The sequence below is a fragment of the Streptomyces sp. NPDC001068 genome (genome assembly GCF_042897315.1).
Taxonomy (GTDB): Bacteria; Actinomycetota; Actinomycetes; order Streptomycetales; family Streptomycetaceae; genus Streptomyces.
Window position 1 is genome coordinate 355209 of sequence record NZ_JBIAYD010000003.1, and the last position, 22943, is coordinate 378151.

A 22943-nucleotide genomic window follows, 5' to 3' on the forward strand; every position below is an offset into this window, starting at 1 on the left:
GACCGATCGTTCCGGAAGGACACGAGACAGCCATGCAACCCCCTGTTCCAGATCCGGATCCAGGCCCCCACACGCGTCTGAGTCCGCCGCCGCCGGAGCGGGCCGCCGAGGTCGGGCGGCGGTTCGGCGAGGAGGCCCGGTCCGAGCGGCCGGACCTGGCGACGCTGTGCCTGCTGCTGGGCGCGGCGGCCGACGGCACGCTGGACGACGCCGGGATCGACGCGGCGCAGATGGAGTTGGACCGGCTCGCCGGACAGCTGCCGTACCGGCCGGACGGACCGCTCGCCTGGGCCACGGCGGCGCACCGGCTGCTGGGCGACCGGTCCGGCTTCCACGGCGCCCCCTCGGACTACCGCCGTCTGGAGTCCTCACTGCTGCACGAGGTGCTGCGCAGGCGGCGCGGGCTGCCGATCCTGCTGTCCGTGGTCTGGCTGGAGGTGACGCGGCGGGCCGGGGCGCCGGTGTACGGGGTCGCGCTGCCGGGGCACTTCGTGGTGGGCTTCGGGCCGGCCGGGGACCAGGTGCTGGCCGATCCGTTCGACGGCGGCCGGGTGCTGAGCGGTGCGGACGCGCAGACCCTCGTGGAGGGTGCCACGGGGGTGCCGCTGGAGCCGGCCATGCTGGAACCGGCCGATCCGCTGGACGTCGTACGCCGGATCCTGAACAACGTACGGGCCTGGGCCGCGGCCCGGCCCGAGCGGTCGGAGGTGGGGCTGTGGGCGGTGGACCTGTCCCTGCTGATGCCGTCCCACCCGGCCAGGCTGCGGTACGACCGGGCGCGGCTGCTGGTGCAGCGGGGTGACTTCACCGACGGTGCCGAGGAGTTGGAGGAGTACGCGGGGCTGATCGAGGCGGTCGACGAGGCGGCGGCGGAAAAGGTGCGGGGCGAGGCACGGTCGGCGCGGGCGCGCCTCAACTGACGGGACCCGGCCTGCGTCGAGAGGCGGGGCCCTCAGGGGTCCGGGTCCGGGTCCGCTACAGCCAGCCCTTTTCCCGGGCGATGCGGACCGCTTCGGCCCTGTTGCGTACCGCCAGTTTCTGGATGGCCGTGGAGAGGTAGTTCCGTACCGTGCCCTGCGACAGGTGCAGGGCACTCGCCAGTTCCGCGTTCGTGGAGCCGTCGGCCGCCGCGCGCAGCACCTCCCGCTCGCGGTCGGTCAGCGGGTTGGCGCCCTCGGCCAGGGCCGCCGCCGCGAGCGTGGGGTCGATGACACGCTCGCCGGCCAGCACCTTGCGGACCGCCTCGGCGAGCTGCGCGGCGGGGGCGTCCTTCACCAGGAACGCGTCGGCGCCCGCCTCCATCGCGCTGCGCAGGTAGCCGGGCCGCCCGAAGGTGGTCAGCACGACCAGCTTCACCGCGGGCAGCGCCTTGTGCAGCTGGGCCGCTGCCTCGATGCCGGTGCAGCCCGGCATCTCGATGTCGAGCAGGGCGACGTCGACGCCGTGCTCCCGCGCGGCCGCCATCACCTCGTCGCCACGCGCGACCTGTGCCACGACCTCGATGTCGTCCTCCAGGCCCAGCAGGGCGGCCAGCGCCTCGCGGACCATCGACTGGTCCTCGGCGAGGAGGACCTTGATCGTGCTGCTCATGCACCGGATCCTACGGCCCCGCCGGGGTCGAGCGGGACCCGGGCGACCAGCCGGAAACCGCGCTTGGAACGGCCCGCCTCCAACGTGCCGCCCGCCTTCTCCAGCCGCTCGGTGAGGCCGGCGAGACCGTTGCCGGGACCCTCGCCGGAGCCGCCCGAACCGTTGTCCTGCACGGAGAGTTCGAGGACCGGGCCGTCCAGGGTCTGCCGGCGCAGCACCGCCACCGTGCAGGCGCTCGCGCCGCTGTGCCGTACGACGTTGGTGACCGCCTCCCGCAACGCCCACGCGAGGGCCGCCTCGCCGTCCTCGGGCACCCCGTCGAGGTCGGGTTCGGCCGGGACCTCCGCGGTGACCTCGGCGGCGGTCAGGGCCACCTGGGCGCCCGCGAGTTCGGCGGCTAGCCGGGGGCGCCGGTAGCCGGTGACCGCCTCCCGCACGTCCACCAGGGCCTGCCGGCTGACCTGTTCGATGTCGGAGACCTGGTGGGCCGCCTTGTCGGGGTGGTCCGGGAGCATCCGGCCTGCCAGCTCGCTCTTCAGGGTGATGAGCGACAGCGAGTGCCCCAGCAGGTCGTGCAGGTCACGGGCGAGCCGCAACCGCTCCTCGTTCGCCGCCAGTTGCGCGACGGTGGCGCGGGCCTTGCGCAACTCGATCGTGGTGGAGACCAGTTGCCGTACGCCGATCATGGAGTAGCCGATCAGGAGCACCACCAGGAACAGCCCCCAGGCCTCGTCCAGCTCGTGGTGGTACCAGCCCGCCAGCATCATGGCCGCGGTGTTGAGCGGGATCGTCCAGTAGGCGACCCGCAGCGGGAAGGTCACTCCGCACATCACGGAGACGTACACGAACAGGCCGAACCAGGAACCGCCGAGGCCGAAGGCCAGCACGACCGCGAGCGCCCCCTCCACGGCGATCGCGGCGTCCACGATCCAGCCCCGGAAGGGACGGCCCATGGACCGGAAGACGATGGCCAGGTAGATCCCGACGAAGGCCGTCAGGCCGGCCCAGCCGGCCACCGTGGCGGCGGTGCCGTGGTTGCCGGAGGCCAGGTCCTCGGCCGGGGAGGCGAGGTAGATCAGCCAGGGCAGGACCCACACCATCTTGCGCACCGCCTCGCCCCGGCTGCGGGGCGGCTGGCCGATGCGCACCAGCCGGTCACCCCGCGCTCGCTCGTCCCGCCGCGGGTCTTCCGTCATCGTGCTCACGCCTTCAGCGTGTCCTTCCGGTACAGCCAGGCCGCGCCGCCGACGAAGAGGGCGAAGAAGACGACGAGGATGGCGATGTCCTGGGCTTTCGGGGCCTGGCTCTGTTCGATGGCCCGTCCCAGTGCAGCGTACGCGTGGGTGGGCAGCCACTTCGCGATGTCCTGGAGCCAGGTCGGGAAGGACGAGGACGGCCACCACAGGCCGCCCAGGATCGACAGGCCGAAGTAGGTGATCATCGTGATCGGCCGGACCGCGTCCCCGGAGGCGAGGTACCCGATGGCCACGCCGAGCGCGGCGAAGACCAGGCTGCCGGCCCAGATGGCGCCGGTGAGGGCCAGCCACTGCCAGGCGTCCAGCCGTACGTCCTTGACCGTCGCGGCGATCACGAAGACCACCACGATGGAGGGCAGGCTCACCACGGCGGCGCTGGCGGTCTTGGCGAGGACGTATCCGCGCCCGGGCAGGGTGGTCAGCCGCAGCTGCCGTACCCACCCGCTCTCGCGCTCCTTGGCGATGCGCTCGCTGTTGCCCATCAGGACGGCGGTCAGCGCTCCGAAGGAGGCCATGGAGACCATGACGTAGGCGGCGACCGAGAGCCCCGAGTCGTCGACGGTCTGGCTGGTGTCGCCCTGGCTGGCGACCAGCAGGAAGATGATCGAGGGGTAGATCACCGAGAAGAACAGGAACTTGCGGTTGCGCAGGGCGCGGGCGAGTTCCAGCTTGATCAGGGCGTTCATGACTGCTTGGCCTCCTCGGCCTCCGTGATGGCGACGAACGCCTGCTCCAGACCGAGCCCGGTGACTTCGAGGTTGCGGGGGTAGAGGCCGAGGCCGTAGAGCGCGTGGACGGTGGCGTCGGCGTCGGACGACTGGATGCGGACCGTCTGGCCGGAGATGTCGACGGCCGTCAGGAACGGCAGTGCCCGCAGCGGGGTCTCGTCGATCTCGCCCTCCAGGTCGAAGGAGACCCGGCGGGCGCCCGCCCTGGCCTTGATCTCGGCCGCCGTGCCGTCGGCGAGCAGCCGGCCCCGGTGCAGCACCAGCACCCGGTCGGCGATGGCGTCGGCCTCCTCCAGGTAGTGCGTGGCGAAGAGGACGGTACGGCCCTGGTCGGCCTGTTCCCGCATGGTGGCCCAGAAGGCCTGGCGGGCGGAGACGTCCATGCCGGTGGTCGGCTCGTCCAGGACGATCAGGTCGCTGTCGCCGGCGGTCGCGAGCGCGAAGCGGACGCGCTGGGACTGGCCGCCGGAGAGCTTGTTGACCTTGCGGTCGGCGATCTGCGAGATGCCCGCGCGGGCGAGGACGTCACCGACCTCGTAGGGCTTGGGGTGCAGCCGGCAGGCCAGCTTGACGAGTTCGGCGACCGTGACCTCGTCCATCAGGCCGCCGCTCTGCAGCATGGCGCCCACCCGGCCGGCGACGATGGCGTCCCGCGGGTTCATGCCGAAGACGCTCACCGAGCCGGTGTCGGCCTGCTTGAGGCCGAGCAGCAGGTCGAGCGTGGTCGACTTGCCCGCGCCGTTGGGCCCGAGCAGGGCCACGGTCTCCCCCGGGTGCAGCCGCAGCGAGAGCCCGTCGACGGCCCGCACCTTCCCGTACGTCTTGCTCACCTGGTCGAACCCGACCACCACCGGGGTGTCGGTGGCGGTGCTCGCCGCTGTCGTTGTCATGCCTCCATGCTCGCGGGCGCCCCCGGTGCCGGGGCAGTGCCGACCGTCCGGAGTGCCGTATGACAGATGTCATGGCGTTCTGCGGCGGCAGCAGGCCGCCGGGCTCAGCGAAGGACCTCAGCAGCCTTCCGCAGGGCGTTCCGCCACATCTGCCGCACTTCTTCGAGATCCTGCCGGTTGGCCTCGATAATCTTGTTCTGGTAGCTGGTCTCGACGGATTGCCAGACGGCCACATATTCCGTCTGCCGCTTGCACTTCACATCGGCCACCGCGGCGGCGATCTCACGGACACCGGCCTTCTTGGGAGCGGCGGAGCCGCCCTCACCCCCGCCCCACCAGGCCGGGTCGCCTGCGGCAGCGTGGGGATCCGCGTAGGTGTAGCCAACCCTCTTCATGCAAGCACTCCACTTGGCGTTCGCGGCCCTGGCCCGGCTGTCCGCCTCCGTGCGCTTCCAGCCCTGTTGCTGCGCCAGGTCGACGGCGGTCAACGCCTCTGCTCGAAGCAGGCCGAGTTGGCTCAGCGCCTTGCCGCGGCAGCCACCCGTAAGGGTCGTTCCGGTCGCCGGCCCGTCACGGCCGGTGTACGCCTTGGTGAGCGCATCGGTCATGAGCGCTTTGCGCTTCTTCTCCTGCCGTGCCTCTTCTGCCAGTTGCCGGGCAGTCACACCGGTCGGCGGGGCCAAGTGATAGCCGTACACGCGCACGGCCTCGGGGTCGGTGACACCGTAGCGCCGCTCATTGGCCGAGCGCGCCACGCCGAGCCGCTTGAGGCGAGCGGGCCAGGTGTATCCCTCGGCTTTCATGCACCGCGCGGCCAGTTCGTCGACGGCCTGGTCGAGAACGGCTCGCTGATCCGCGCTGACGCCATACGAATCGAGGGGGAGGACCGGTACCGAAACACCGGCTACCGTCTTCGTGGTCCGAGACGAAGAGATCCGGGGTTCACCCACCGTCCGGGCACCGGACTGGCATGCCGACAGCACCACGACGGAAAGGGCCGCAACGCCGACGGCCAATGATCTCTTCCGCATCAGGTCAGACGCTTTCGTCGATGGAGAGGTCTCGAAACCGAATACGAGGATGCGCCCCTGGAAGAGGGGCGCATCCTCGTATTCAGTTCGGGCAGGAGGAGTTCGAACCGAAGCAGTGTGAACTCGCGGTGTTGTCGTTGGGCACCTGATTGATCTGCTCGCCCGGAGGAATCGCGGTGAGGTTACCGGTGTAACCGGAGAACTGGTAGAAGTACACCAGGGTGTCAGGGTCCATGTTCTTCACCGAGGACATCGTGTTGTCGATGAGAGTGCTGGTGCCGTAATAGGTACTGCCGTTGTAGTCGGGCTTGCTGTAGAGCGTGTCGTACAGACCACCGCCGTAGTTCGCAAGTCTGTACAGACACACCTCGCCGCCACCCGAGGACTCACACACACCGTTGTAGCTGCCGGCGGACGCGGTGCCGGTGAATCCCAGAACCAGCACTGCGCTCGCCAGCCCCACCAGAGCTTTCTTTCTTGTGCTCATCCACTCACCAATCCTGTACTCATACCCGTTGACGTCGGAAAAGCGCCGGAACGAGCGCACAAGGAACCCCCGACCCCATGAGGTGAACCTGATTCGACCATGGACCGGAGTGATCTTAGGCAGTCAAGCGAGTACGGGAACGATCAGTTTCGGTCATTCATGTGCAACATCTGGACGATCCAAAAAAAGAAGAGGTGCCCTGGCCGTAGACCAGGGCACCCCTCACACCACTCTCCGCTAGCTGGGGTTGGTGTCGATGACCCCGACGCGCTCCGCCGTGGTCTTGCCGACCAGCGCCTTGCGCAGCGCGGAGGCGACGTCCTGCGGGGTGACGGCCGTCTTCTGGCCGGTGCCCCGGGTGATCAGCACGCCGTCGAAGGTGGCGCCGTACGCCTTCTTGAGGGCGTCGAGGTCGTAGGTCTCCACCAGCTTGCCGTCGACGGCCTTGAAGCCGAGGATCTCCGGCAGGGAGCGCGCGCCGAACTGAAGGCTGTGCAGCGCGTCGGTCCGGACGGTGACCAGATTCGACATCGCCGGCTCCGCGAAGTCCTTCATCTCGCGGTCGACCTCCGCGTTGGAGACCGTCGGCTGGACGGTGGTCGTCGGCACGGCCACCGCGGAGGCCGTGTCCGTCTCCACCATCGCCTCGTACGCCTGCTCGACGGCCTTCGTGGAGGCGGCCGCGTCGATGCCCTTGCCCGCCTTGCCGTAGACCGCGACGGCCTTGCCGGAGGTGAACCTGATCGTGCCCTCGGTGACCGATCCGGAGCTGCCGCCGAGGCCCTTGAGGGCGGCCTGGAGCTTCTCCTCGTCGACCGGCATGGCCGGCTCGACGACCCGCTTCTGGCCGAACAGGGAGCCGATCACGGAGACCGGGTTGTAGTCGCTCTTGGCGGCCTCGTCGACGGTGGCCTGCATGTCGAACTGCAGGCCCGCCTGGGACGGAGGCAGTGCGACGGCCTTGCCGTCGACCGACAGCTTGAGCGGCTTGTTCACCCGCGAGCCGAACGCGTCGTCGAGCTTCTTGACGGCGTCGTCACGGGTGCCGCCGCCGATGTCGACGCCGAGCACCGTGGTGCCCTTGGGCACGTCGGAGTGGTTCATCAGGAGCCCGGCGCCGTAGGCGCCCATGCCCGCGACCACCACGACGCCGACGAGCAGCGGCAGCTTGCCGCGCTTCTTCTTCGCCTTGGGCTTGGCCTTGGCCCCGGCCGGGGGCGGCGAGACCGGTTCGGGCAGCTTGGGGGGCGTGTGCGGCTGCGGCGCGTCGCCGTTGCCGCCCGGCGCGAACGGGGACTTCGCGCCCGCGCGCCCGGGGACCACCGGGATACCGCTGGTGACGGTGTGTCCGGAGACGTTGTCCGCCGGGGTGCCGTAGCCGGGCGTGCCCGGTTCGGGGGCCGGCTTCTGCGGGGTGAGGATCGCGGTGTCGTCGCTCAGACCACCGGGGCCGAGACCGGGACCGGTGGGGGCGGTGCGCGCGCCGGGTCCGGCCAGGGCCTGACGGCCGCCGGGGCCGCCGGGGCCGCCCGGGCGGGTGCCGGGACCGGCCGGGCCGCCCGGCGCGCCGAACGACTCGCCGCCGGCGAAGGGGGCGCCGCCCGGACCGGCGAAGGGCTCTCCGCCGGCGACCGGCGGGATGAACGGGCCGTCGCCGGTGACCGGGCCGCCGGTGGGGCCCGCCGGGCCCTGCGGGCCGCCGGGACCGCCGGGCAGGCCCGGGCCGTTGAAGCCGCTGGGACCGCCGGGACCGGCCGGACCGCCGCCGGGCGCCCCGGGACCGGGCTGGCCGCCGTTCTGGCCGCCGTTCTCGGAGAAGTACGGCAGTTCGTCCCGGCGGGAGTCGCCGGGGCCCGTGGCGCCGCCCCGGGGGCCGCCGAGCGGGCCCGCGGCGAGCACCTCGGTCACGTCGAAGGAGCCGGTGCCGCCACCGTGTCCGGGGGCCACCGGGCCGCCGGTCGCGCCCGTGGGCAGCCCCGCGCCGTTGGTCGAGCCGGGCCGGGACGCGCCGGGCACGCTCATGGACCCGACGACACCGCCGGGGCGGCCGCCGTTCGGGCGCGCCGTGCCGGGGGCACCGGGTGCGGCACCGGGGGCGCCCTGTCCGGCCGGGGCGTTCGGAGCCGGGGCGGGCGAACCGCCCGGCGCACCGGCGCCGTTGGTGGCGCCGCCGCGCTGACCGCCCTTGGCCGGACCGGACTTGCGCGGCGCGAACCAGTCGCTCTGCTTCTCCCCGGTGGCGGGCGCGGGCGGCGCGGTCTCGGCCGGCGGCTCGACGGTGCCGGCCGGCATGGCCGCGCCCGTCGGCTGCGCGTGCGTGCCCGTCTCCTCGCCCGCTCCGGAGCCGGGGTCGGCGTCGGCGACGGGGGTGCGGACGACCACCGGCGGGATCGGCCGGGATCCGGGGATGTTGATCCGGATCCGGGTCGTCAGCGTGGTCTCGGTCTTTCGTTCCTCCGGCCGGGCGGCCGAACGGCCCGCGCCCGTGCCGTCGTCGGAAGCCATGGGGGTCCCGTACGGCGGCGTGCCCGAGGGGTAAGCGGCTCCCCCGTGCCCGTCGGGCCCGGAGGAAGGAGTGTCAGTTTCACGACTCAAGGCAGGTTCTCCCGGTTGGCTCCGCCGCCGGTACGGCCTTGCTCGGGCGGCTCGGCGGCGCGCACCACCATACTGGCCACTTCTGGCGCTTATCCCATGACCGCTGGGGAAACCCACACCGGACTCGCACGCGCGCCGTACGGCGAAGTGGTACGTCACTTGCCAAGTCGGGCACCGTCCGCGTCGGGTTGCCGCCCCAAACCTATTGTGGCGCAGATCACAGCCAGCGCCATGCCGCCGAGCAGGAAGAGATACGAGCCGCCTCCCGCGCCGAACAGGAAGTCACCCTCGGGCCTGCTGGCGGTGAGCAGGATGACGGCGACGACCCAGCCGAACGCGGGCGCCACGGCCCCGGACCGGCTGCCCAGCGCCCGCGCCCCGCCGACGAAGAGCCCGGCGGCGCCGGCCAGGGCCAGCAGCAGTCCGCCGGGGAACCAGGCGGCCTGCACGAGGGCTCCCGCGACGCCGACGGCGGCACCGAGCACGATCAGTCCGAGCAGGGCGGCGATCCGCCCGGCGGGCGGCCGCTGCAACGGTTGCGCGAGCATCGAGCCGCGTCCGGCGGAACTCATGACGCCTCCCCGACACCGGCGAAGAGATCGGTCTCACGCGCGGCGCCCGGCTCACCGGCCGCCAACTCGTAGTACTCGGTGACGAATACGGGCTGGGCCAGCTCATTGCTCAGCGCGAAGCAGAGGGCGCCGCGGGGGGCCACCTCGACCTGGGTGCCGTGGGCGGCCATCGCCGCGGTCTTCGCGGTGGCGTACGCGGCGCCGTCGATCTCGGTGGTGACGCGGTGGTCGTCGACCACGCCGGGCACGTCGTCCGGGGCGGCGGCCTTCTCGAACGGAAGCGAGGGCAGCGCCTCGTGGAGTTGGGCGAAGGCGGCCTCCACGACCGTGCGCGGCACGCGGTTCCAGTAGACCTTGGCGACCCGGTGGCCGGCCTCGGCGGCCAGCTCGACGGCTCGCACGGCGACGCGGTGGGCCTGGATGTGGTCCGGGTGGCCGTACCCGCCGTTGTCGTCGTAGGTGACGAGGACCTGGGGGCGGACCTCCAGGATCACCTCGACCAGGTGGCCGGCGGCCTCGTCGACGTCGGCCTGCCAGAAGCAGCGCGGGTCGTCGTTCTCGGCCGTGCCCATCATGCCGGAGTCCCGGTAGCGCCCCGGGCCGCCGAGCAGCCGGAAGTCGGCGACGCCCAGCTCGCGCATGGCGGCGGCCAGCTCGCCGTGCCGGTACTCGCCCAGCGCGGGACCGGTGAGGTGCCGCAGCTCGGTCGGGATGACCTCGCCGCCCTCGCCGAGGGTGCAGGTGACCAGCGTCACATGGGCGCCCTGGTCCGCGTAGCGGGCCATGGTGGCGCCGTTGTTGATCGACTCGTCGTCCGGGTGCGCGTGCACCAGCAGCAGACGCCGGGTGGGTGGCGGCGGGGCGGGCGGTTCCGTCATGTGCCCACCCTACGGAACGCCGCCGGTGGCGCCACGCAGCCCCGGTCGGCGCCGCCGGCCGGGTCGGAGACCGGTCCTGGTCAGAACTTGATGCTGCCGATCATGCTGGCGACGTTCGTCGTCAGATCGCTGATCGTCGGTGCGATGGTCGAGGAAGCGAGATAGAAACCGAGCAGCATGCAGACGACCGCATGCCCGCCCTTCAGACCCGACTTCTTGATCAACAAGAAGACGACGATCGCCAGCAGCACCACCGCCGAAATCGAGAGTGCCACGGCGGCTCACCTCCAAAGATCCCAGGGACGCGGGGGGTTCGGGTATGGGGGTTGTAGATCGGTACAGCAAATCCATGCGCAAGCCAGCGGGTTCATACCCACTCAGCGGTAGTGATCATAACTATGCGTGCTCGCGCATCGCTCGGCGCACGGCCGCACAAGGGGGCGCATGGCCAATATGGTCAGGGCATGAAGACCGAGGCTGTCTCATTCCCCCGCCGGCACGCCCGCACCCAGCGTTTCACGCTCGGCGCGCCGCGCGCGTTCACCGTGGCCCCCGACGGCTCCCGCGTGGCGTTCCTGCGCTCCGGCTCCGGCACGGACCGGGCCAATTCCCTCTGGATTCTCGACGTGCCGAGCGGCGAGGAGCGCCTGGCGGCGGACCCGCGCACCCTGCTCGGCGGCGCCGAGGAGAGCCTCTCGGCGCAGGAGCGGGCCCGCCGCGAACGCAGCCGTGAGGGCGGCGCCGGCATCGTCGGCTACGCGTGTGACGCGGCCCTGGAGTTGGCGTCTTTCGCCTTGTCAGGGCGGCTTTTCACGGCGGAACTCAGAGCCGGTACGACCCGCGAGATCACGGTCCCGGGACCGGTGATCGACCCCCGCCCGTCCCCCGACGGCCGCCAGGTCGCGTACGTCTGCGCGGGCGCTCTGCGGGTCGTGGGCGCCGACGGCGAGGGCGACCGGGCTCTGGCGGAGCCCGAGTCGGAGCAGGTCACCTACGGACTGGCCGAGTTCGTCGCGGCCGAGGAGATGGGGCGGTCGCGCGGCTTCTGGTGGTCGCCGCGGTCGGACCGGCTGCTCGTGGCCCGCGTGGACGACACGCCGGTACAGCGCTGGTGGATCGCCGACCCCGCCCACCCCGGGCGTGAGCCACATCATGTCGCCTACCCGGCGGCGGGCACCGAGAACGCGGACGTCCGGCTGTTCGCCTACGACCTCGAAGGGGGGCGCACGGAGGTCTCCTGGGACCGGGCGCGGTATCCGTACCTGGCTCATGTGCACTGGTCAGAGGCGGGTGCACCCCTGCTGCTCGTACAGGCGCGCGACCAGCGCAGCCAGCTGTTCCTCGCCGTGGACCCGGGGTCGGGCGCGACCCGGATGGTGCACGCCGACGAAGATCCAACATGGCTTGAACTTTTCGGTGGAGTGCCCTGCTGGAGCCCGTCGGGCCAGCTGGTCCGGATCGCCGACGAGGGCGGCGCACGCGTGCTCGCGGTGGGTGAACGGCCGCTCACGGGTGCCCAGTTGCACATCCGTGCGGTCCTCGACGTGACCGCCGACGACGTGCTGGTCTCCGCCTCCGCGGGCGAGGAGGCCGAGTCCCCCGAGATCGGCGAGGTACACGTCTACCGCGTCAACGAACTCGGCGTGGAGCGCGTGTCGCAGGAGCCCGGCCTACACACGGCCGTGCGCGCCGGGGGCGTGACCGTTCTGGTCTCCGCCAGGCTGGACACTCCCGGCAGCCGTGTCCAGTTGCTCCGTGACGGAAAACATCTGGCAACTGTCACGTCGTACGCCGAAGATCCCGGTATGTCCCCGCGCGTGACCCTCACCGAGGGGGGCGCACGGAGAATTCCGTGCGCCGTGCTTATGCCACGGGACTACCACGGGGACACTCCCCTTCCGGTTCTGCTCGACCCCTACGGCGGCCCGCACGGCCAGCGTGTGGTCGCCGCGCACAACGCCCACCTCACCTCCCAGTGGTTCGCCGACCAGGGTTTCGCGGTGGTCGTCGCCGACGGGCGGGGCACCCCCGGCCGCTCGCCGGCCTGGGAGAAGTCCGTCAGGGACGACATCGCGGCGATCGTCCTGCAGGACCAGGTCGACGCGCTCCAGGCACTCGCCGCCGACTTCCCCCTCGACCTGACCAGGGTGGCGATCCGTGGCTGGTCCTTCGGCGGCTACCTCGCCGCGCTCGCGGCCCTGCGCCGCCCGGACGTCTTCCACGCGGCGGTGGTGGGCGCCCCGGTGACCGACCTGCGGCTGTACGACACCCACTACCAGGAGCGCTACCTCGGCGACCCCCGCGAACAGCCGGACGTCTACCGCCGCAACTCGGTGATCGACGACGCGGGCCTGGTCGACGCGGCCGAACCGCACCGCCCGATGATGGTCGTCCACGGGCTGGCGGACGACAACGTGGTGGTGGCCCACTCGCTGCGCCTGTCCAGCGCCCTGCTGGCGGCGGGCCGCCCCCACGAGGTCCTCCCGCTGTCGGGCGTCACCCACATGACCCCGCAGGAGCAGGTCGCGGAGAACCTGCTGCTTCTCCAGCTGGACTTCCTCCGGCGTGCTCTTGGACTGGGCTGAGCAACAGCGCTCCACCGAGCACCGCAACCAATAATTGAGGAACCACGACGAAGCACCGGCCAGGTCCGCGAGAGCGGCGCCGGTTCAGGCGCAAAGAGGGGCAACGGGCCGGAGCGACATGGCGCGCTCCGGCCCGTTTACGGCACCCGCACGGCCGTACGCCGATTACAGTGCCGCGTCCGTATATCGGGACCGGGTCGGCGAAGTTGCCTGCTTGTTAACGCGATTGACCCCGGTTCGCCCCGCTACGCACCCCCGTCGCCAAGATCGTCCGGCGTTCTTCCGGCCGGCTCCTCCGGCGGCACCACCTGCTTCTCCTCCGCGAAGTGGCACGCGGAGTCGTGGGCCGCCGGCCCCCGCGTCCGCAGGAACACGGCGGGCACCGCCAGCAGCGGCACCTCCACCGCGCACCGCTCCTCGGCCTTCCAGCACCGGGTGCGGAACCGGCACCCCGAGGGAATGTTCGTCGGCGACGGCACGTCCCCGCTCAGGATGATCCGCTCCCGGTGTTCGCGGGCCTCCGGATCGGGCACCGGCACCGCCGAGAGCAGCGCCTGGGTGTAGGGGTGGGTCGGGTGCTCGTAGATCTCCTCGTCCCTGCCGGTCTCCACGATCCGGCCGAGGTACATCACCCCGACCCGGTCCGAGATGTGCCGGACGATCGACAGGTCGTGGGCGATGAAGACGTACGACAGGTCGAAGTCGTTCTGCAGCCGGTCGAGCAGGTTGATCACCTGGGCCTGGACGGAGACGTCCAGCGCGGACACCGGTTCGTCCGCGACGATCACCTCCGGGCGCAGCGCCAGCCCCCGGGCGATGCCGATGCGCTGCCGCTGGCCGCCCGAGAACTGGTGCGGATAGCGGTTGATGTACTCGGGGTTGAGACCGACGACGTCCAGCAGTTCCTGGACCCGCCGGCGCCGGTCGCCCCTGGGTGCCACCTCGGGATGGATCTCGTACGGTTCCCCGATGATGTCGCCCACGGTCATCCGGGGGTTGAGGGACGTGTACGGGTCCTGGAAGACCATCTGGATGTTGCGGCGGACCGCCTTCAGCGCCCGCCCGCTCAGCCTGGTGATGTCCTCGCCCTTGTACTTGATCAGCCCGGCCGTCGGCTGTTCGAGGTTGACGAGCATCTTGGCGACGGTCGACTTGCCGCAGCCGGACTCCCCGACGATGCCGAGGGTCTCTCCCCTGCCGAGCACGAAGTCGACGCCGTCGACGGCCTTGACGGCACCGATCTTCTTCTTGATCAAGATGCCCTGGGTCAGGGGGTAGTGCTTGACCAGTCCGCTCACTTCCAGGATCGGCTCAACCGTCGCGTCGGCCATCGAGGCACTCCCTCCAGAAGTGGCAGGCGCTGCCCCGGTGCCGGTCCACCTCGTACAGCGGTGGTTCGTCGGTGCGGCACACGTCCCGGGCCATCGGGCAGCGCGGGTTGAACGCGCACCCCGGAGGGATGTTCATGAGGTTGGGCGGAAGGCCCTTGATGGCGTAGAGCTCCTGGCCCTTCTGGTCCAGGCGCGGGATGGAGTCGAGGAGCCCGCGCGTGTAGGGGTGCGCGGGCGCCTTGTAGATGTCGTGCACCGGCGCGGACTCGACGATCCGTCCCGCGTACATCACGGCGATCCGGTCGGCGACGTCCGCGACCACGCCGAGGTCGTGGGTGATCAGGATCAGTCCCATGCGGTACTCGCGCTGCAACTCCGCGAGCAGGTCCATGACCTGGGCCTGGACGGTGACGTCCAGCGCCGTGGTCGGTTCGTCGGCGATGACGAGGGCCGGCTCCAGGGCCAGCGCCATGGCGATCATGATGCGCTGGCGCATGCCCCCGGAGAACTGGTGCGGATAGTCCCGCACCCGCTGGGCGGCGCCCGGGATCCGCACCCGGTCCATCAGCTCGACCGACCTGGCCCGCGCGTCCTTGCGGGACATCCCCCGGTGCACGACGAACATCTCGCCGAGCTGGTCGCCGACGCTGAGCACCGGGTTGAGCGCCGACAGCGCGTCCTGGAAGATCATGGCCATCCCGGCGCCCCGGATCCTGCGCCGCTCCTCCTCCTTCAGCTTCAGCAGGTCCTGCCCCTGGAAGAGGATCTCGCCGCCGCCGATCCGCCCCGGAGGCGTGTCCAGGATCCCCATCACCGCCTGGGCCGTGACCGACTTCCCGGAGCCGGACTCCCCGAGGACGGCCAGCGTCTCGCCGGCGTCGACGGCGTAGGAGACCCCGTTGACCGCCTTCGCGATCCCGTCCCTGGTCCGGAACTCCACGTGCAGGTCGCGCACTTCGAGCAGCACGGCGGCGCTCACCTCAGCTTCGGGTCGAGGGCGTCGCGCACCGCGTCGCCGAGCATGATGAAGGCCAGGACGGTGAGCGCGAGGGCACCGGAGGGCCACAGCAGCGCGTGCGGGGCGTTGCGGATGTAGGGCGAGGCCGCGGAGATGTCGATGCCCCAGGAGACGCTGGGCGGCTTCAGGCCGACACCGAGGTACGACAGGGTCGCCTCCAGCGCGATGTAGGTGCCGAGCGCGATGGTGGCCACCACGATCACGGGAGCCACCGCGTTGGGCGCGATGTGCCGCAGCAGGATCCGGGAGTTGGAGGCGCCGAGGGAGCGGGCGGCCTGGACGTAGTCGTTCTGCTTGGCGGTGATCACCGAGCCGCGGGCGATCCGGGAGATCTGGGGCCAGCCGAGCAGCACCATGAACCCGATGACGGGCCAGACCGTGTTGCTGGTCACCACCGAGAGGAGGACCAGTCCGCCGAGGACGACCGGGATCGCGAAGAAGATGTCGGTGATCCGGGAGAGCACCGAGTCCCAGAACCCGCCGAAGAAACCGGCGAGTCCGCCGAGCACCGATCCGAGCAGCGCGACCCCGACGGTGGCGCAGACGCCCACCGTGACGGAGGTGCGGGCGCCGTAGACGGTGCGGGTGTAGACGTTGCAGCCCTGCCCGTCGTAGCCGAAGGGCGCGCCCGGCCCCGGGCCGTCCTGGGACTTGGCGAGGTCGCACTTGAGGGGCGATCCGGAGGCGATCAGGGACGGCCACAGGGAGATGACGACGAGGAAGAGGATGACGAGGGCGGAGACGATGAAGACCGGGTTGCGCCGCAGGTCCCGCCACGCGTCGGACCAGAGCGAACGGGGCTTCTCGGACGGGCCGGTGCCGAGCGGCCCGCCGGGCGTCCGCTCCAGCGTCTGCGCCTCGCTGGCCGCCAGGTCCATCGCCCCGCCCATGCCCGTGCCCGCGATGGCCCGGTCCTGTTCGAACGGCTGCTCAGGCATAGCGGATCCTCGGGTCGAGTACGGCGTAGAGCAGGTCCACCAGCAGGTTGGCCACCAGGAAGACCAGGACCAGCACCGTCACGAACCCCACCACCGTCTGGGTGTTCTGGCGCAGGATCCCCTGGTAGAGCTGATAGCCGACGCCGTGGATGTTGAAGATCCGCTCGGTGACGATGGCGCCGCCCATGAGGGCGCCGATGTCGGTGCCGATGAAGGTGACGACCGGGATGAGGGAGTTGCGCAGCAGGTGCCGGGTGATGACCCGGTGCCTGGGCAGTCCCTTGGCGATCGCCGTACGGACGTAGTCACTCCTCTTGTTCTCGGCGATGGAGGTGCGGGTCAGCCGGGTGACGTAGGCGAGCGAGACGGAGGCGAGGACGAGCCCCGGCACGATCAGTTCGCCGAACGCGGCCTCCGGTGAGACGGACGGCTTGATCCAGCCCCACTCCACGCCGAGCAGCAGCTGGAGCAACAGGCCGGTGACGAACGTCGGTACGGAGATGACGACCAGGGTCGCCAGCAGCACCCCGGTGTCGACGGGCCGCCCGCGCCGCAGGCCGGTCAGCACGCCGAGGGTGATGCCGATGACGACCTCCAGGACGATGGCCACGATCGTCAGCCGGATGGTGACGGGGAACGCGGTGGACATCAGCTCGGTGACCGGCTGTCCGTTGAACGCCGTACCGAAGTCCCCGGTGAAGACGTTCCCCATATAGGTGAGGTATTGCTGCCACACCGGCTTGTCGAGTCCGAACTCCTTCTTCAACTGGGCGGCGGTCGCCGGATCGCAGGCCCGCTCTCCGCACAGCCCGGCGATCGGGTCGCCCATGACGTTGACCATCAGGAAGATCAGCAGCGTGGCCCCGACGAACACCGGGATCATCTGGAGCAGCCGCCGGACGACATAGCGCCCCATGCCGCGTCAGCTGACCTTGATCTCGTTGTACACGGGGACGCTGAACGGGTTGAGAGCGACGTTCGAGAGCCGCTCGGAGTAGCCGGCGCTGCCGTTCTGGTACCAGAGCGGAATGGCGGCCATGTTGTCGCGGACGACTCCCTCGGCCTTCTGGAAGGTGGAGACGGCCTTGGCGGTGTCGGTCTCGGCGTTGGCCTGGTCGACGAGCTTGTCGAAGTCCTTGTTGGACCACTTGCCGTCGTTGGAGGAGGCGTTGGTGTAGTAGAGCGGCTGGAGGAAGTTCTGGATGAGCGGGTAGTCCATCTGCCAGCCCGCGCGGAACGGCCCGGTCATCTTGTGCTGACCGATCTGGTTGCGGAAGTCGGCGAAGGTGCCGACCGGGTTCCCGACGCACGCCTTGTCGTTGCCGAGCGCGTTGTTGATGGAGTTGCACACGGCGTCCACCCAGGTCCGGTGCGAGCCGGTGTCCGCGTTGTACGTGATCTTGAGCTGTCCGCCGGGCAGCCCGCCGCCCTCCTCGATGAGCTTCTTGGCCTGCGCGGGGTCGTACTCGCAGGCGCTCCCGCACAGCCCTTCCTTGAAGCCGCCCGCCGCGCCGAGCACCGGGGAGGTCCAGTCGGTGGCCGGGGTGCGGGTGTTCTGGAAGATGGTGTCGGTGATCTGCTTCCGGTTGATGGCCATGGACAGCCCGGTGCGGACCTTGTCCGACCCGCTCTGGTTCCAGGCGCTGTCGTAGTAGGGGAAGGCGAGCGTCTGGATGATGCCCGCCGGGGTGTTGATGTAGCGCTTCCCCAGGTCGCTCTTGACGTTCTTCAGCTGGGCGGCCGGAATGTCGTCGACCAGGTCGAGGTTGCCGGCGATGAGGTCGGTGTAGGCGGTGTCGCTGTCGGTGTAGACCTTGAGCGTCACTCCATCGTTGCGCGCCTTGTCCGGACCGGGGTAGCCGTCCCACTTCTTCAGGGACATCTGCGATCCCTTGGAGTACGACTCGATGGTGTACGGCCCGTCGCCGACCGGCTGCTTCAGCCAGCCGGCGTGGTCGGTGAAGAAGGACCGGGGCAGCGGGGCGAAGGCCGCGTAGCCGAGGGTGTCGGGGAAGCTGGAGAACTTCTGGTTCAGCTTCACGGTGAAGGTCTTGTCGTCGACGACCTTCAGCCCGGAGAGGGCCTCGGCGCTCTGGCCGCCGCTGTCGGGGTGGACCTTGTCGTACCCCTCGATGTAGCCGAAGAAGTAGGCGTTCTTCTGGTTGTTCTTGAGGCTCGCCCCGTAGTTCCAGGCGTCGACGAAGGAGTGGGCGGTCACCTTCTCGCCGTTGGAGAAGGTCCAGCCGTCCTTGAGGGTGACGGTGAAGTTCTGGGAGTCGCTCGTGTCGATCTTCTGGGCGAGCATGTCCTGGGCCTTGCCGGTCTTCGGGTCGTACTTCTTCAGACCCCGGAAGATCATGTCGAGGACCTTGCCGCCCTGGACCTCGTTGGTGTTGGCAGGCTCCAGGGGGTTCTGCGGGTCGCCCCAGGAGGAGCTGAGCACGCCGCTGCCACCGCCGCCTCCACCGCCGCTGCCGCCGCCCCCGCAGGCCGTGGCGGCGAGTGCCGTCACCACCGCGCAGGCCGCCCATCGGGCGTGCGTGGCTGAACGCATGGCGTGCCTCCTCCGTGAAGGGTGATCAGTGATTGGTGCACTAAGGGTCAATATCTACTCAATCGGTAGATATTGCTCACCCATCACCCCCCGAACGGCGGCCTCCCGGGGCCCCGCGACGGTCCTTGCCGACACGTGTCACCCGATCGCCGCCACCGCCCCCGAGGGCCGCTGGAGGATCTTGAAGCGACTGCGCAATGGATCTCCGCGCAACGATGCCGAACCGTTGGATTGGGACCCGTAGATGTACGGATTTCGACACACCAGCGTCCGCATATCGGACTCATTGACCGTTTAGCCCGTTTAGCCCTATATAAAGCACGGAGTGATTACGACGCGCTACCCGCGTAGCTACGGATCGGTCAAGTACGAGCAAAGAAAGTAAAGAGAAACCCAAGCCGACCGAGATTTTATTGACCGTGAATGAATTGCGTTGAAAAAGTCCGGCGTAGCCCGTAGGGGAGCGCCCTGCGGAGTCATCAGACCCTCCCTTGGGCCAGGAGCACCATGACCCCCCCAACTCCATCCGCGGCTGCCCCGCTCGAGGTGACCGAAGAGACCGCAACGAAGTCGAGCGCTTCGGGCGGCTCGAAGGGCAGCGAGAGCAGGTCGCCGGGCCGCCTGGCCTGGAAGCGTTTCAAGCGCGACCGGACGGGCGTTATATCCGCCTACGTCGTGATCTTCTTCTTCGTGATCGGCATAGCGGCGCCGCTCATCGCGAAGCTGTACGGCAAGAACCCGTACACGACCTACACGACCCAGCACCCCGAGCTGCTCAACGCCTTCTCGTACCCCGCGGGACCCAACGGCGGCATGAGCCCGGAGTACTGGTTCGGCATCGAACCCCAGCTCGGCCGGGACGTCTTCACGTTCCTGCTGTACGCCATCCGCAACTCCCTCGGCATCGCGACGGCCGCCGCCCTCCTCACCACGGTCCTGGGCGTCGTGATCGGCGTCACGGCGGGCTACCTCGGCGGCAAGACGGACTACCTCGTCAGCCGGATCATCGACATCCTGCTGTCGTTCCCGTCCACGCTGTTCTTCATCGCGTTCATGCCGGTGGTCTTCGGCTTCTTCGTAGCCCCCGACGAGAACATCCCGACCTCGCTGCGCGCCACCGCGCTGATCCTGGTGCTGTCCGCCTTCGGCTGGGCGTCCATCGCCCGCCTGCTGCGCGGACAGGTCCTCGGCCTGCGAGAACGGGAGTTCGTGGAGGCGGCGAAGGTCACGGGCGCATCTCCCATGCGAGTCGTGTTCAAGGAGCTGCTGCCCAACCTCTGGACTCCGATCATCATCCAGTCCACCCTGCTGCTGCCGGCCTTCGTGACCGCGGAGGCGGGCCTCGCCTTCCTCGGCGTGGGCATGATCGATCCGACCCCCGACTGGGGCGTGATGATCGGCCGAGGCGCGCAGTTCTACACCGAGGACATCACCTTCATGCTCTTCCCGGGCATCTCCATGGTGATCTTCGTCCTCGCCTTCAACCTGCTCGGTGACTCGGTGCGCGACGCGCTCGACCCGAAGTCCAAGCGGTAGCGACCCTCTGCACCACCCGGCCCGGTTCGATGACGTCCGGCTGGTTCCGACCATCCGAATTGACCTCTATAGGCAGGCTCAGCATGTCCTTTTCACGCAGAAACTTCCTGATCGCCACCGGTGTGGCCGCGGCCTCCACGACCGTGCTGAGCGCCTGCGGCAGCAGTGACAGCGGCAAGGGTTCGTCCCAGGTCCCGTCCGTCTCCAACGCGAAGACCATGAACATCCCGGTCGGCACCAAGGCGGACTCCACGGGCCCGGCGCCCGAGGTCGCGGGCGCGGTCACGGGCGGCACGGTCTACTCGCTCGACCAGTTCGACATGGACCACCTGGACCCGGCGCAGATCTACGTCTCCACCGAGGGCGCCATCACCCGCCCGATCCTGCGCGGTCTGACCGGCTACAAGATCGACGACAAGGGCGGCGCCACGCTCGTCGGCGACGTCGCGACCGACGCCGGCACCATGAAGGACGGCGGCAAGACCTGGTCGTTCACGATCAAGGACGGCATCAAGTGGGAGGACGGCACCGAGCTGTCCATGGACGACGTCCGCCACACCTTCGAGCGCCTCTTCGCCTCCTTCGTGACCGAGGGCCCGCGCTACGTCCAGCAGTGGCTGGCCGGCGGCGACAAGTACAAGGGCCCCTACGACGGCAAGAAGCTCGCGTCGATCGAGGTCTCCGGCCGGAAGATCACGTTCACGCTCAACGAGGCCCGCGCCGACTTCAACTACACGCTCGGCATGCCGGGTTACGGCCTCGTCAACAAGAAGAAGGACACCAAGGAGAAGTACGACAAGCGTCCGTACTCCCTCGGCCCGTACAAGATCGACAGCCGTTCCATCGGCAAGTCGATGACCTACGTGCGCAACGAGCACTGGGACCCGGCCACGGACGCGATCCGCAACGCGTACCCGGACAAGTACATTTTCCAGTTCGGCTTCCAGTCGGTCGCCTCCACCGACCGCTTCATCGCGGACAAGGGCAACGACCAGTACGCGATGGCGATCTTCAACGAGGTCGCGGCCGAGCGCACCGCGCAGGTCCTCACCAACGCCTCGCTGAAGAAGCGCGTCCTCACCCAGGTCGACACGGTCACCTACTACTGGCCGATCAACATGACCCGGATCAAGGACGTCAAGGTCCGCCAGGCGATCAACTGGGCGTGGCCGCACCAGCAGCTGCAGACCATCCGCGGTGGCGCCTCCACCAGCGAGCTGGCCAGCACGATCCTCAGCCCGGTGACCCCCGGCTACAAGAAGTTCGACCTGTACGGCGTGACCACCAAGCCCGGCGGCGACCCGGTCAAGGCCAAGGCGCTGCTGAAGGAGGCCGGCAAGGTCGGCCAGAAGCTGGTCATCGCCTACCAGCAGTCGGACAACGCCGTGAAGCAGGCCGTGGCCATCAAGAACGCTCTTGAGGCGGCCGGCTTCGAGGTGGTCAACCAGCAGATCGACAAGACGACCTTCTACACCCAGATCGGCAAGGTCGACAACGGCTACGACCTGTTCGCGGCCGGCTGGAGCCCGGACTGGCCGAACGGCTACTCGGTCTTCTACCCCTGCTGGAGCGGCAAGAACATCGGCGACGGCCGCAGCAACTACGCCCAGCTGAACGACCCGAGCGTGAACAAGGCCATCGACGCGGCCTCCAAGATCGCCGATGTCGACGAGGCCAACAAGGCCTGGGGCGCCATCGACAAGCAGATCATGGAGCTCGCGGCGGTCGTCCCGGACTACCACTCCATCCGCAACTGGATGTACGGATCCAAGGTCGGCAACGTCGTGTACGACGCCGGCAACACCTGCGTCGCGCTCTGCAAGCTGTACGTCAAGAAGTAAGCGCACCAGACCCTCGGGGGGCGGCCGCGAACCGGCCGCCCCCTTACGGCCCACCCCTCACTCCCCCGGCGACGGCGCCCCGTCCGGAAAGTCACGCCCCATGTTCCGCTTCCTTGTCCGCCGAGTCTTCGGCGCGCTGGTCATCCTTTTGATCATCAGCGCTGTCACCTTCTGGCTCTTCTACGCCATCCCGCGTGACCCCGCCACGTTGTCCTGCGGCAAGAACTGCACGCCCGACATGCTCGCGCAGGTCCGGCACAACCTGGGCATCGACCACCCGGTCCCGGTTCAGTACTGGTACTGGCTCAAGGGCGTCTTCGTCGGCCGCAGCTACGGCGACTTCGGCGACTGCAGCGCGCCGTGCCTCGGGTACTCGTTCGCCAACCGTGAGCCCGTCCTCGGCACGATCATGGACCGTCTCCCGCTGACCCTCTCGCTGGCCTTCGGCTCGGCCGCCGTCTTCCTCGTCTTCGGCATCGGCTCCGGCATGCTCGCCGCCGTCAAGCAGGGCAAGTGGCAGGACAAGGTCGCCAGCTCGGCGTCGCTGATCGCCTCCTCGATGCAGATCTACTTCGTCGGCTACATCGCGATGTACTTCCTGGTCGCCAAGCTCGGCATCCTGGACAACCCGTCGTACACCCCCCTCACCCAGAACCCGGTCGAGTGGGCCTCCGGCCTGCTGCTGCCCTGGCTGGTGCTGGCCCTCATCTGGACCGCGAACTACACGCGTATGACCCGCTCGCAGCTGGTCGAGACGCTCAGCGAGGACTACGTCCGCACCGCTCGGGCCAAGGGCCTGTCCCGGCGCAACGTCTTCTTCCGGTTCGCCTGGCGCGGCGCCATGGGCCCGATCGTCACCATCTTCGGCATCGACCTCGCCACGCTCGTCGGCGGCGCGATCATCACCGAGACGGTCTTCAGCCTCCAGGGCGTGGGCCAGCTCGCGCTGAAGTCCGTCGAGCAGAGCGACCTGCCCATGGTGCTCGGTGTGACCCTGCTGTCCGCCGGCGCGATCGTGATCTTCAACATCGTCGTGGACGCCGTCTACGCCCTGATCGACCCGCGGATCCGGCTCGCCTGACCTCCGCCCCACCCCCGAACCCCCCGCATCAC

General features: G+C 69.6%; 20 protein-coding genes. 5 read left to right on the forward strand and 15 right to left on the reverse strand.

Features of this window, described 5'->3' with window-relative positions; translation table 11 throughout:
• Window positions 1-32 precede the first annotated feature (32 nt).
• The gene (locus ACFY3I_RS11045; RefSeq protein WP_390860320.1) at window positions 33-920 is read left to right on the forward strand and encodes a tetratricopeptide repeat protein; all 888 of its coding nucleotides are present in this window, start codon (window positions 33-35) and stop codon (window positions 918-920) included.
• 55 nt (window positions 921-975) lie between these two features.
• On the opposite strand, the gene ACFY3I_RS11050 is transcribed toward ACFY3I_RS11045, so the two are convergent.
• From ACFY3I_RS11050 to ACFY3I_RS11095, 10 genes are all read right to left on the reverse strand, one after another.
• A complete protein-coding gene (locus ACFY3I_RS11050; protein WP_390860321.1) occupies window positions 976-1590 on the reverse strand; it encodes a response regulator in 615 nt (204 codons plus the stop codon).
• On the reverse strand, window positions 1587-2795 hold the full coding sequence (locus ACFY3I_RS11055; protein WP_390860322.1) for a sensor histidine kinase: 1209 nt from the start codon (window positions 2793-2795) through the stop codon (window positions 1587-1589). Before ACFY3I_RS11055 ends, ACFY3I_RS11050 begins: the two co-directional genes overlap by 4 nt.
• Complete coding sequence (locus tag ACFY3I_RS11060; RefSeq protein ID WP_365295834.1) at window positions 2792-3532, reverse strand: ABC transporter permease; 741 nt, start codon at window positions 3530-3532, stop codon at window positions 2792-2794. Before ACFY3I_RS11060 ends, ACFY3I_RS11055 begins: the two co-directional genes overlap by 4 nt.
• A complete protein-coding gene (locus ACFY3I_RS11065) occupies window positions 3529-4464 on the reverse strand; it encodes an ABC transporter ATP-binding protein (protein WP_390860323.1) in 936 nt (311 codons plus the stop codon). Before ACFY3I_RS11065 ends, ACFY3I_RS11060 begins: the two co-directional genes overlap by 4 nt.
• Before the next feature lie 104 nt (window positions 4465-4568).
• The gene (locus tag ACFY3I_RS11070; RefSeq protein WP_390860324.1) at window positions 4569-5495 is read right to left on the reverse strand and encodes a hypothetical protein; all 927 of its coding nucleotides are present in this window, start codon (window positions 5493-5495) and stop codon (window positions 4569-4571) included.
• An 82-nt stretch (window positions 5496-5577) separates the two neighbouring features.
• A complete protein-coding gene (locus tag ACFY3I_RS11075) occupies window positions 5578-5982 on the reverse strand; it encodes a peptidase inhibitor family I36 protein (RefSeq protein ID WP_390860325.1) in 405 nt (134 codons plus the stop codon).
• Between the two features lie 237 nt (window positions 5983-6219).
• The gene (locus ACFY3I_RS11080; protein ID WP_390860326.1) at window positions 6220-8577 is read right to left on the reverse strand and encodes a hypothetical protein; all 2358 of its coding nucleotides are present in this window, start codon (window positions 8575-8577) and stop codon (window positions 6220-6222) included.
• Window positions 8578-8732: 155 nt separating this feature from the next.
• Window positions 8733-9149 (reverse strand): DUF6113 family protein, encoded by a 417-nt coding sequence (locus ACFY3I_RS11085; protein WP_365295828.1) that lies wholly within the window; start codon window positions 9147-9149, stop codon window positions 8733-8735.
• Entirely contained in the window at window positions 9146-10027 is an 882-nt protein-coding gene (mshB, locus tag ACFY3I_RS11090; protein ID WP_390860327.1) for an N-acetyl-1-D-myo-inositol-2-amino-2-deoxy-alpha-D-glucopyranoside deacetylase, read from the reverse strand. Before mshB ends, ACFY3I_RS11085 begins: the two co-directional genes overlap by 4 nt.
• Window positions 10028-10107: 80 nt before the next feature.
• The gene (locus tag ACFY3I_RS11095) at window positions 10108-10302 is read right to left on the reverse strand and encodes a hypothetical protein (protein ID WP_351318948.1); all 195 of its coding nucleotides are present in this window, start codon (window positions 10300-10302) and stop codon (window positions 10108-10110) included.
• Between the two features lie 189 nt (window positions 10303-10491).
• Between ACFY3I_RS11095 and ACFY3I_RS11100 the strand changes: the two genes are divergently transcribed.
• Entirely contained in the window at window positions 10492-12612 is a 2121-nt protein-coding gene (locus tag ACFY3I_RS11100; RefSeq protein ID WP_390860328.1) for a prolyl oligopeptidase family serine peptidase, read from the forward strand.
• 245 nt (window positions 12613-12857) lie between these two features.
• Here ACFY3I_RS11100 and ACFY3I_RS11105 read toward each other — a convergent pair whose 3' ends face one another.
• From ACFY3I_RS11105 to ACFY3I_RS11125, 5 genes are read right to left on the reverse strand one after another with little or no spacing between them, the layout of a single operon-like run.
• Window positions 12858-13943, reverse strand: coding sequence for an ABC transporter ATP-binding protein (locus ACFY3I_RS11105; protein ID WP_390860329.1), 1086 nt, complete (start codon window positions 13941-13943; stop codon window positions 12858-12860).
• A complete protein-coding gene (locus tag ACFY3I_RS11110; RefSeq protein ID WP_390860330.1) occupies window positions 13924-14910 on the reverse strand; it encodes an ABC transporter ATP-binding protein in 987 nt (328 codons plus the stop codon). The genes ACFY3I_RS11105 and ACFY3I_RS11110 overlap by 20 nt, the downstream gene beginning before the upstream one ends.
• Window positions 14911-14918: 8 nt before the next feature.
• Window positions 14919-15899 carry an ABC transporter permease gene (locus tag ACFY3I_RS11115; RefSeq protein ID WP_390860331.1) on the reverse strand — a complete coding sequence of 327 codons (981 nt, stop codon included), beginning with the start codon at window positions 15897-15899 and terminating at the stop codon, window positions 14919-14921.
• Entirely contained in the window at window positions 15892-16815 is a 924-nt protein-coding gene (locus ACFY3I_RS11120) for an ABC transporter permease (protein WP_390860332.1), read from the reverse strand. The genes ACFY3I_RS11115 and ACFY3I_RS11120 overlap by 8 nt, the downstream gene beginning before the upstream one ends.
• Before the next feature lie 6 nt (window positions 16816-16821).
• A complete protein-coding gene (locus tag ACFY3I_RS11125) occupies window positions 16822-18453 on the reverse strand; it encodes an ABC transporter substrate-binding protein (protein ID WP_390860333.1) in 1632 nt (543 codons plus the stop codon).
• Between the two features lie 507 nt (window positions 18454-18960).
• On the opposite strand from ACFY3I_RS11125, the gene ACFY3I_RS11130 reads away from it, so the two are divergent.
• The 3 genes from ACFY3I_RS11130 to ACFY3I_RS11140 all read left to right on the forward strand — a co-directional run bounded on the left by ACFY3I_RS11130 (window position 18961) and on the right by ACFY3I_RS11140 (window position 22911).
• Complete coding sequence (locus tag ACFY3I_RS11130) at window positions 18961-19989, forward strand: ABC transporter permease (RefSeq protein WP_365295815.1); 1029 nt, start codon at window positions 18961-18963, stop codon at window positions 19987-19989.
• 83 nt (window positions 19990-20072) lie between these two features.
• Window positions 20073-21830 carry an ABC transporter substrate-binding protein gene (locus ACFY3I_RS11135; protein ID WP_365295813.1) on the forward strand — a complete coding sequence of 586 codons (1758 nt, stop codon included), beginning with the start codon at window positions 20073-20075 and terminating at the stop codon, window positions 21828-21830.
• Between the two features lie 100 nt (window positions 21831-21930).
• Window positions 21931-22911: an ABC transporter permease gene (locus tag ACFY3I_RS11140; protein ID WP_365295811.1), complete on the forward strand. Its 981-nt coding sequence runs from the start codon at window positions 21931-21933 to the stop codon at window positions 22909-22911.
• Window positions 22912-22943 lie beyond the last annotated feature (32 nt).

Excerpts from the sequence above, each read along its gene's own strand:
- ACFY3I_RS11045 (WP_390860320.1), top strand. The coding sequence starts at position 33 with ATGCAACCCCCTGTTCCAGATCCGGATCCAGGCCCCCACACGCGTCTG.
- ACFY3I_RS11050 (WP_390860321.1), bottom strand. The coding sequence starts at position 1,590 with ATGAGCAGCACGATCAAGGTCCTCCTCGCCGAGGACCAGTCGATGGTC.
- ACFY3I_RS11060 (WP_365295834.1), bottom strand. The coding sequence starts at position 3,532 with ATGAACGCCCTGATCAAGCTGGAACTCGCCCGCGCCCTGCGCAACCGC.
- ACFY3I_RS11065 (WP_390860323.1), bottom strand. The coding sequence starts at position 4,464 with ATGACAACGACAGCGGCGAGCACCGCCACCGACACCCCGGTGGTGGTC.
- ACFY3I_RS11070 (WP_390860324.1), bottom strand. The coding sequence starts at position 5,495 with ATGCGGAAGAGATCATTGGCCGTCGGCGTTGCGGCCCTTTCCGTCGTG.
- ACFY3I_RS11075 (WP_390860325.1), bottom strand. The coding sequence starts at position 5,982 with ATGAGCACAAGAAAGAAAGCTCTGGTGGGGCTGGCGAGCGCAGTGCTG.
- ACFY3I_RS11085 (WP_365295828.1), bottom strand. The coding sequence starts at position 9,149 with ATGAGTTCCGCCGGACGCGGCTCGATGCTCGCGCAACCGTTGCAGCGG.
- mshB (WP_390860327.1), bottom strand. The coding sequence starts at position 10,027 with ATGACGGAACCGCCCGCCCCGCCGCCACCCACCCGGCGTCTGCTGCTG.
- ACFY3I_RS11100 (WP_390860328.1), top strand. The coding sequence starts at position 10,492 with ATGAAGACCGAGGCTGTCTCATTCCCCCGCCGGCACGCCCGCACCCAG.
- ACFY3I_RS11105 (WP_390860329.1), bottom strand. The coding sequence starts at position 13,943 with ATGGCCGACGCGACGGTTGAGCCGATCCTGGAAGTGAGCGGACTGGTC.
- ACFY3I_RS11115 (WP_390860331.1), bottom strand. The coding sequence starts at position 15,899 with ATGCCTGAGCAGCCGTTCGAACAGGACCGGGCCATCGCGGGCACGGGC.
- ACFY3I_RS11120 (WP_390860332.1), bottom strand. The coding sequence starts at position 16,815 with ATGGGGCGCTATGTCGTCCGGCGGCTGCTCCAGATGATCCCGGTGTTC.
- ACFY3I_RS11125 (WP_390860333.1), bottom strand. The coding sequence starts at position 18,453 with ATGCGTTCAGCCACGCACGCCCGATGGGCGGCCTGCGCGGTGGTGACG.
- ACFY3I_RS11130 (WP_365295815.1), top strand. The coding sequence starts at position 18,961 with ATGACCCCCCCAACTCCATCCGCGGCTGCCCCGCTCGAGGTGACCGAA.
- ACFY3I_RS11135 (WP_365295813.1), top strand. The coding sequence starts at position 20,073 with ATGTCCTTTTCACGCAGAAACTTCCTGATCGCCACCGGTGTGGCCGCG.
- ACFY3I_RS11140 (WP_365295811.1), top strand. The coding sequence starts at position 21,931 with ATGTTCCGCTTCCTTGTCCGCCGAGTCTTCGGCGCGCTGGTCATCCTT.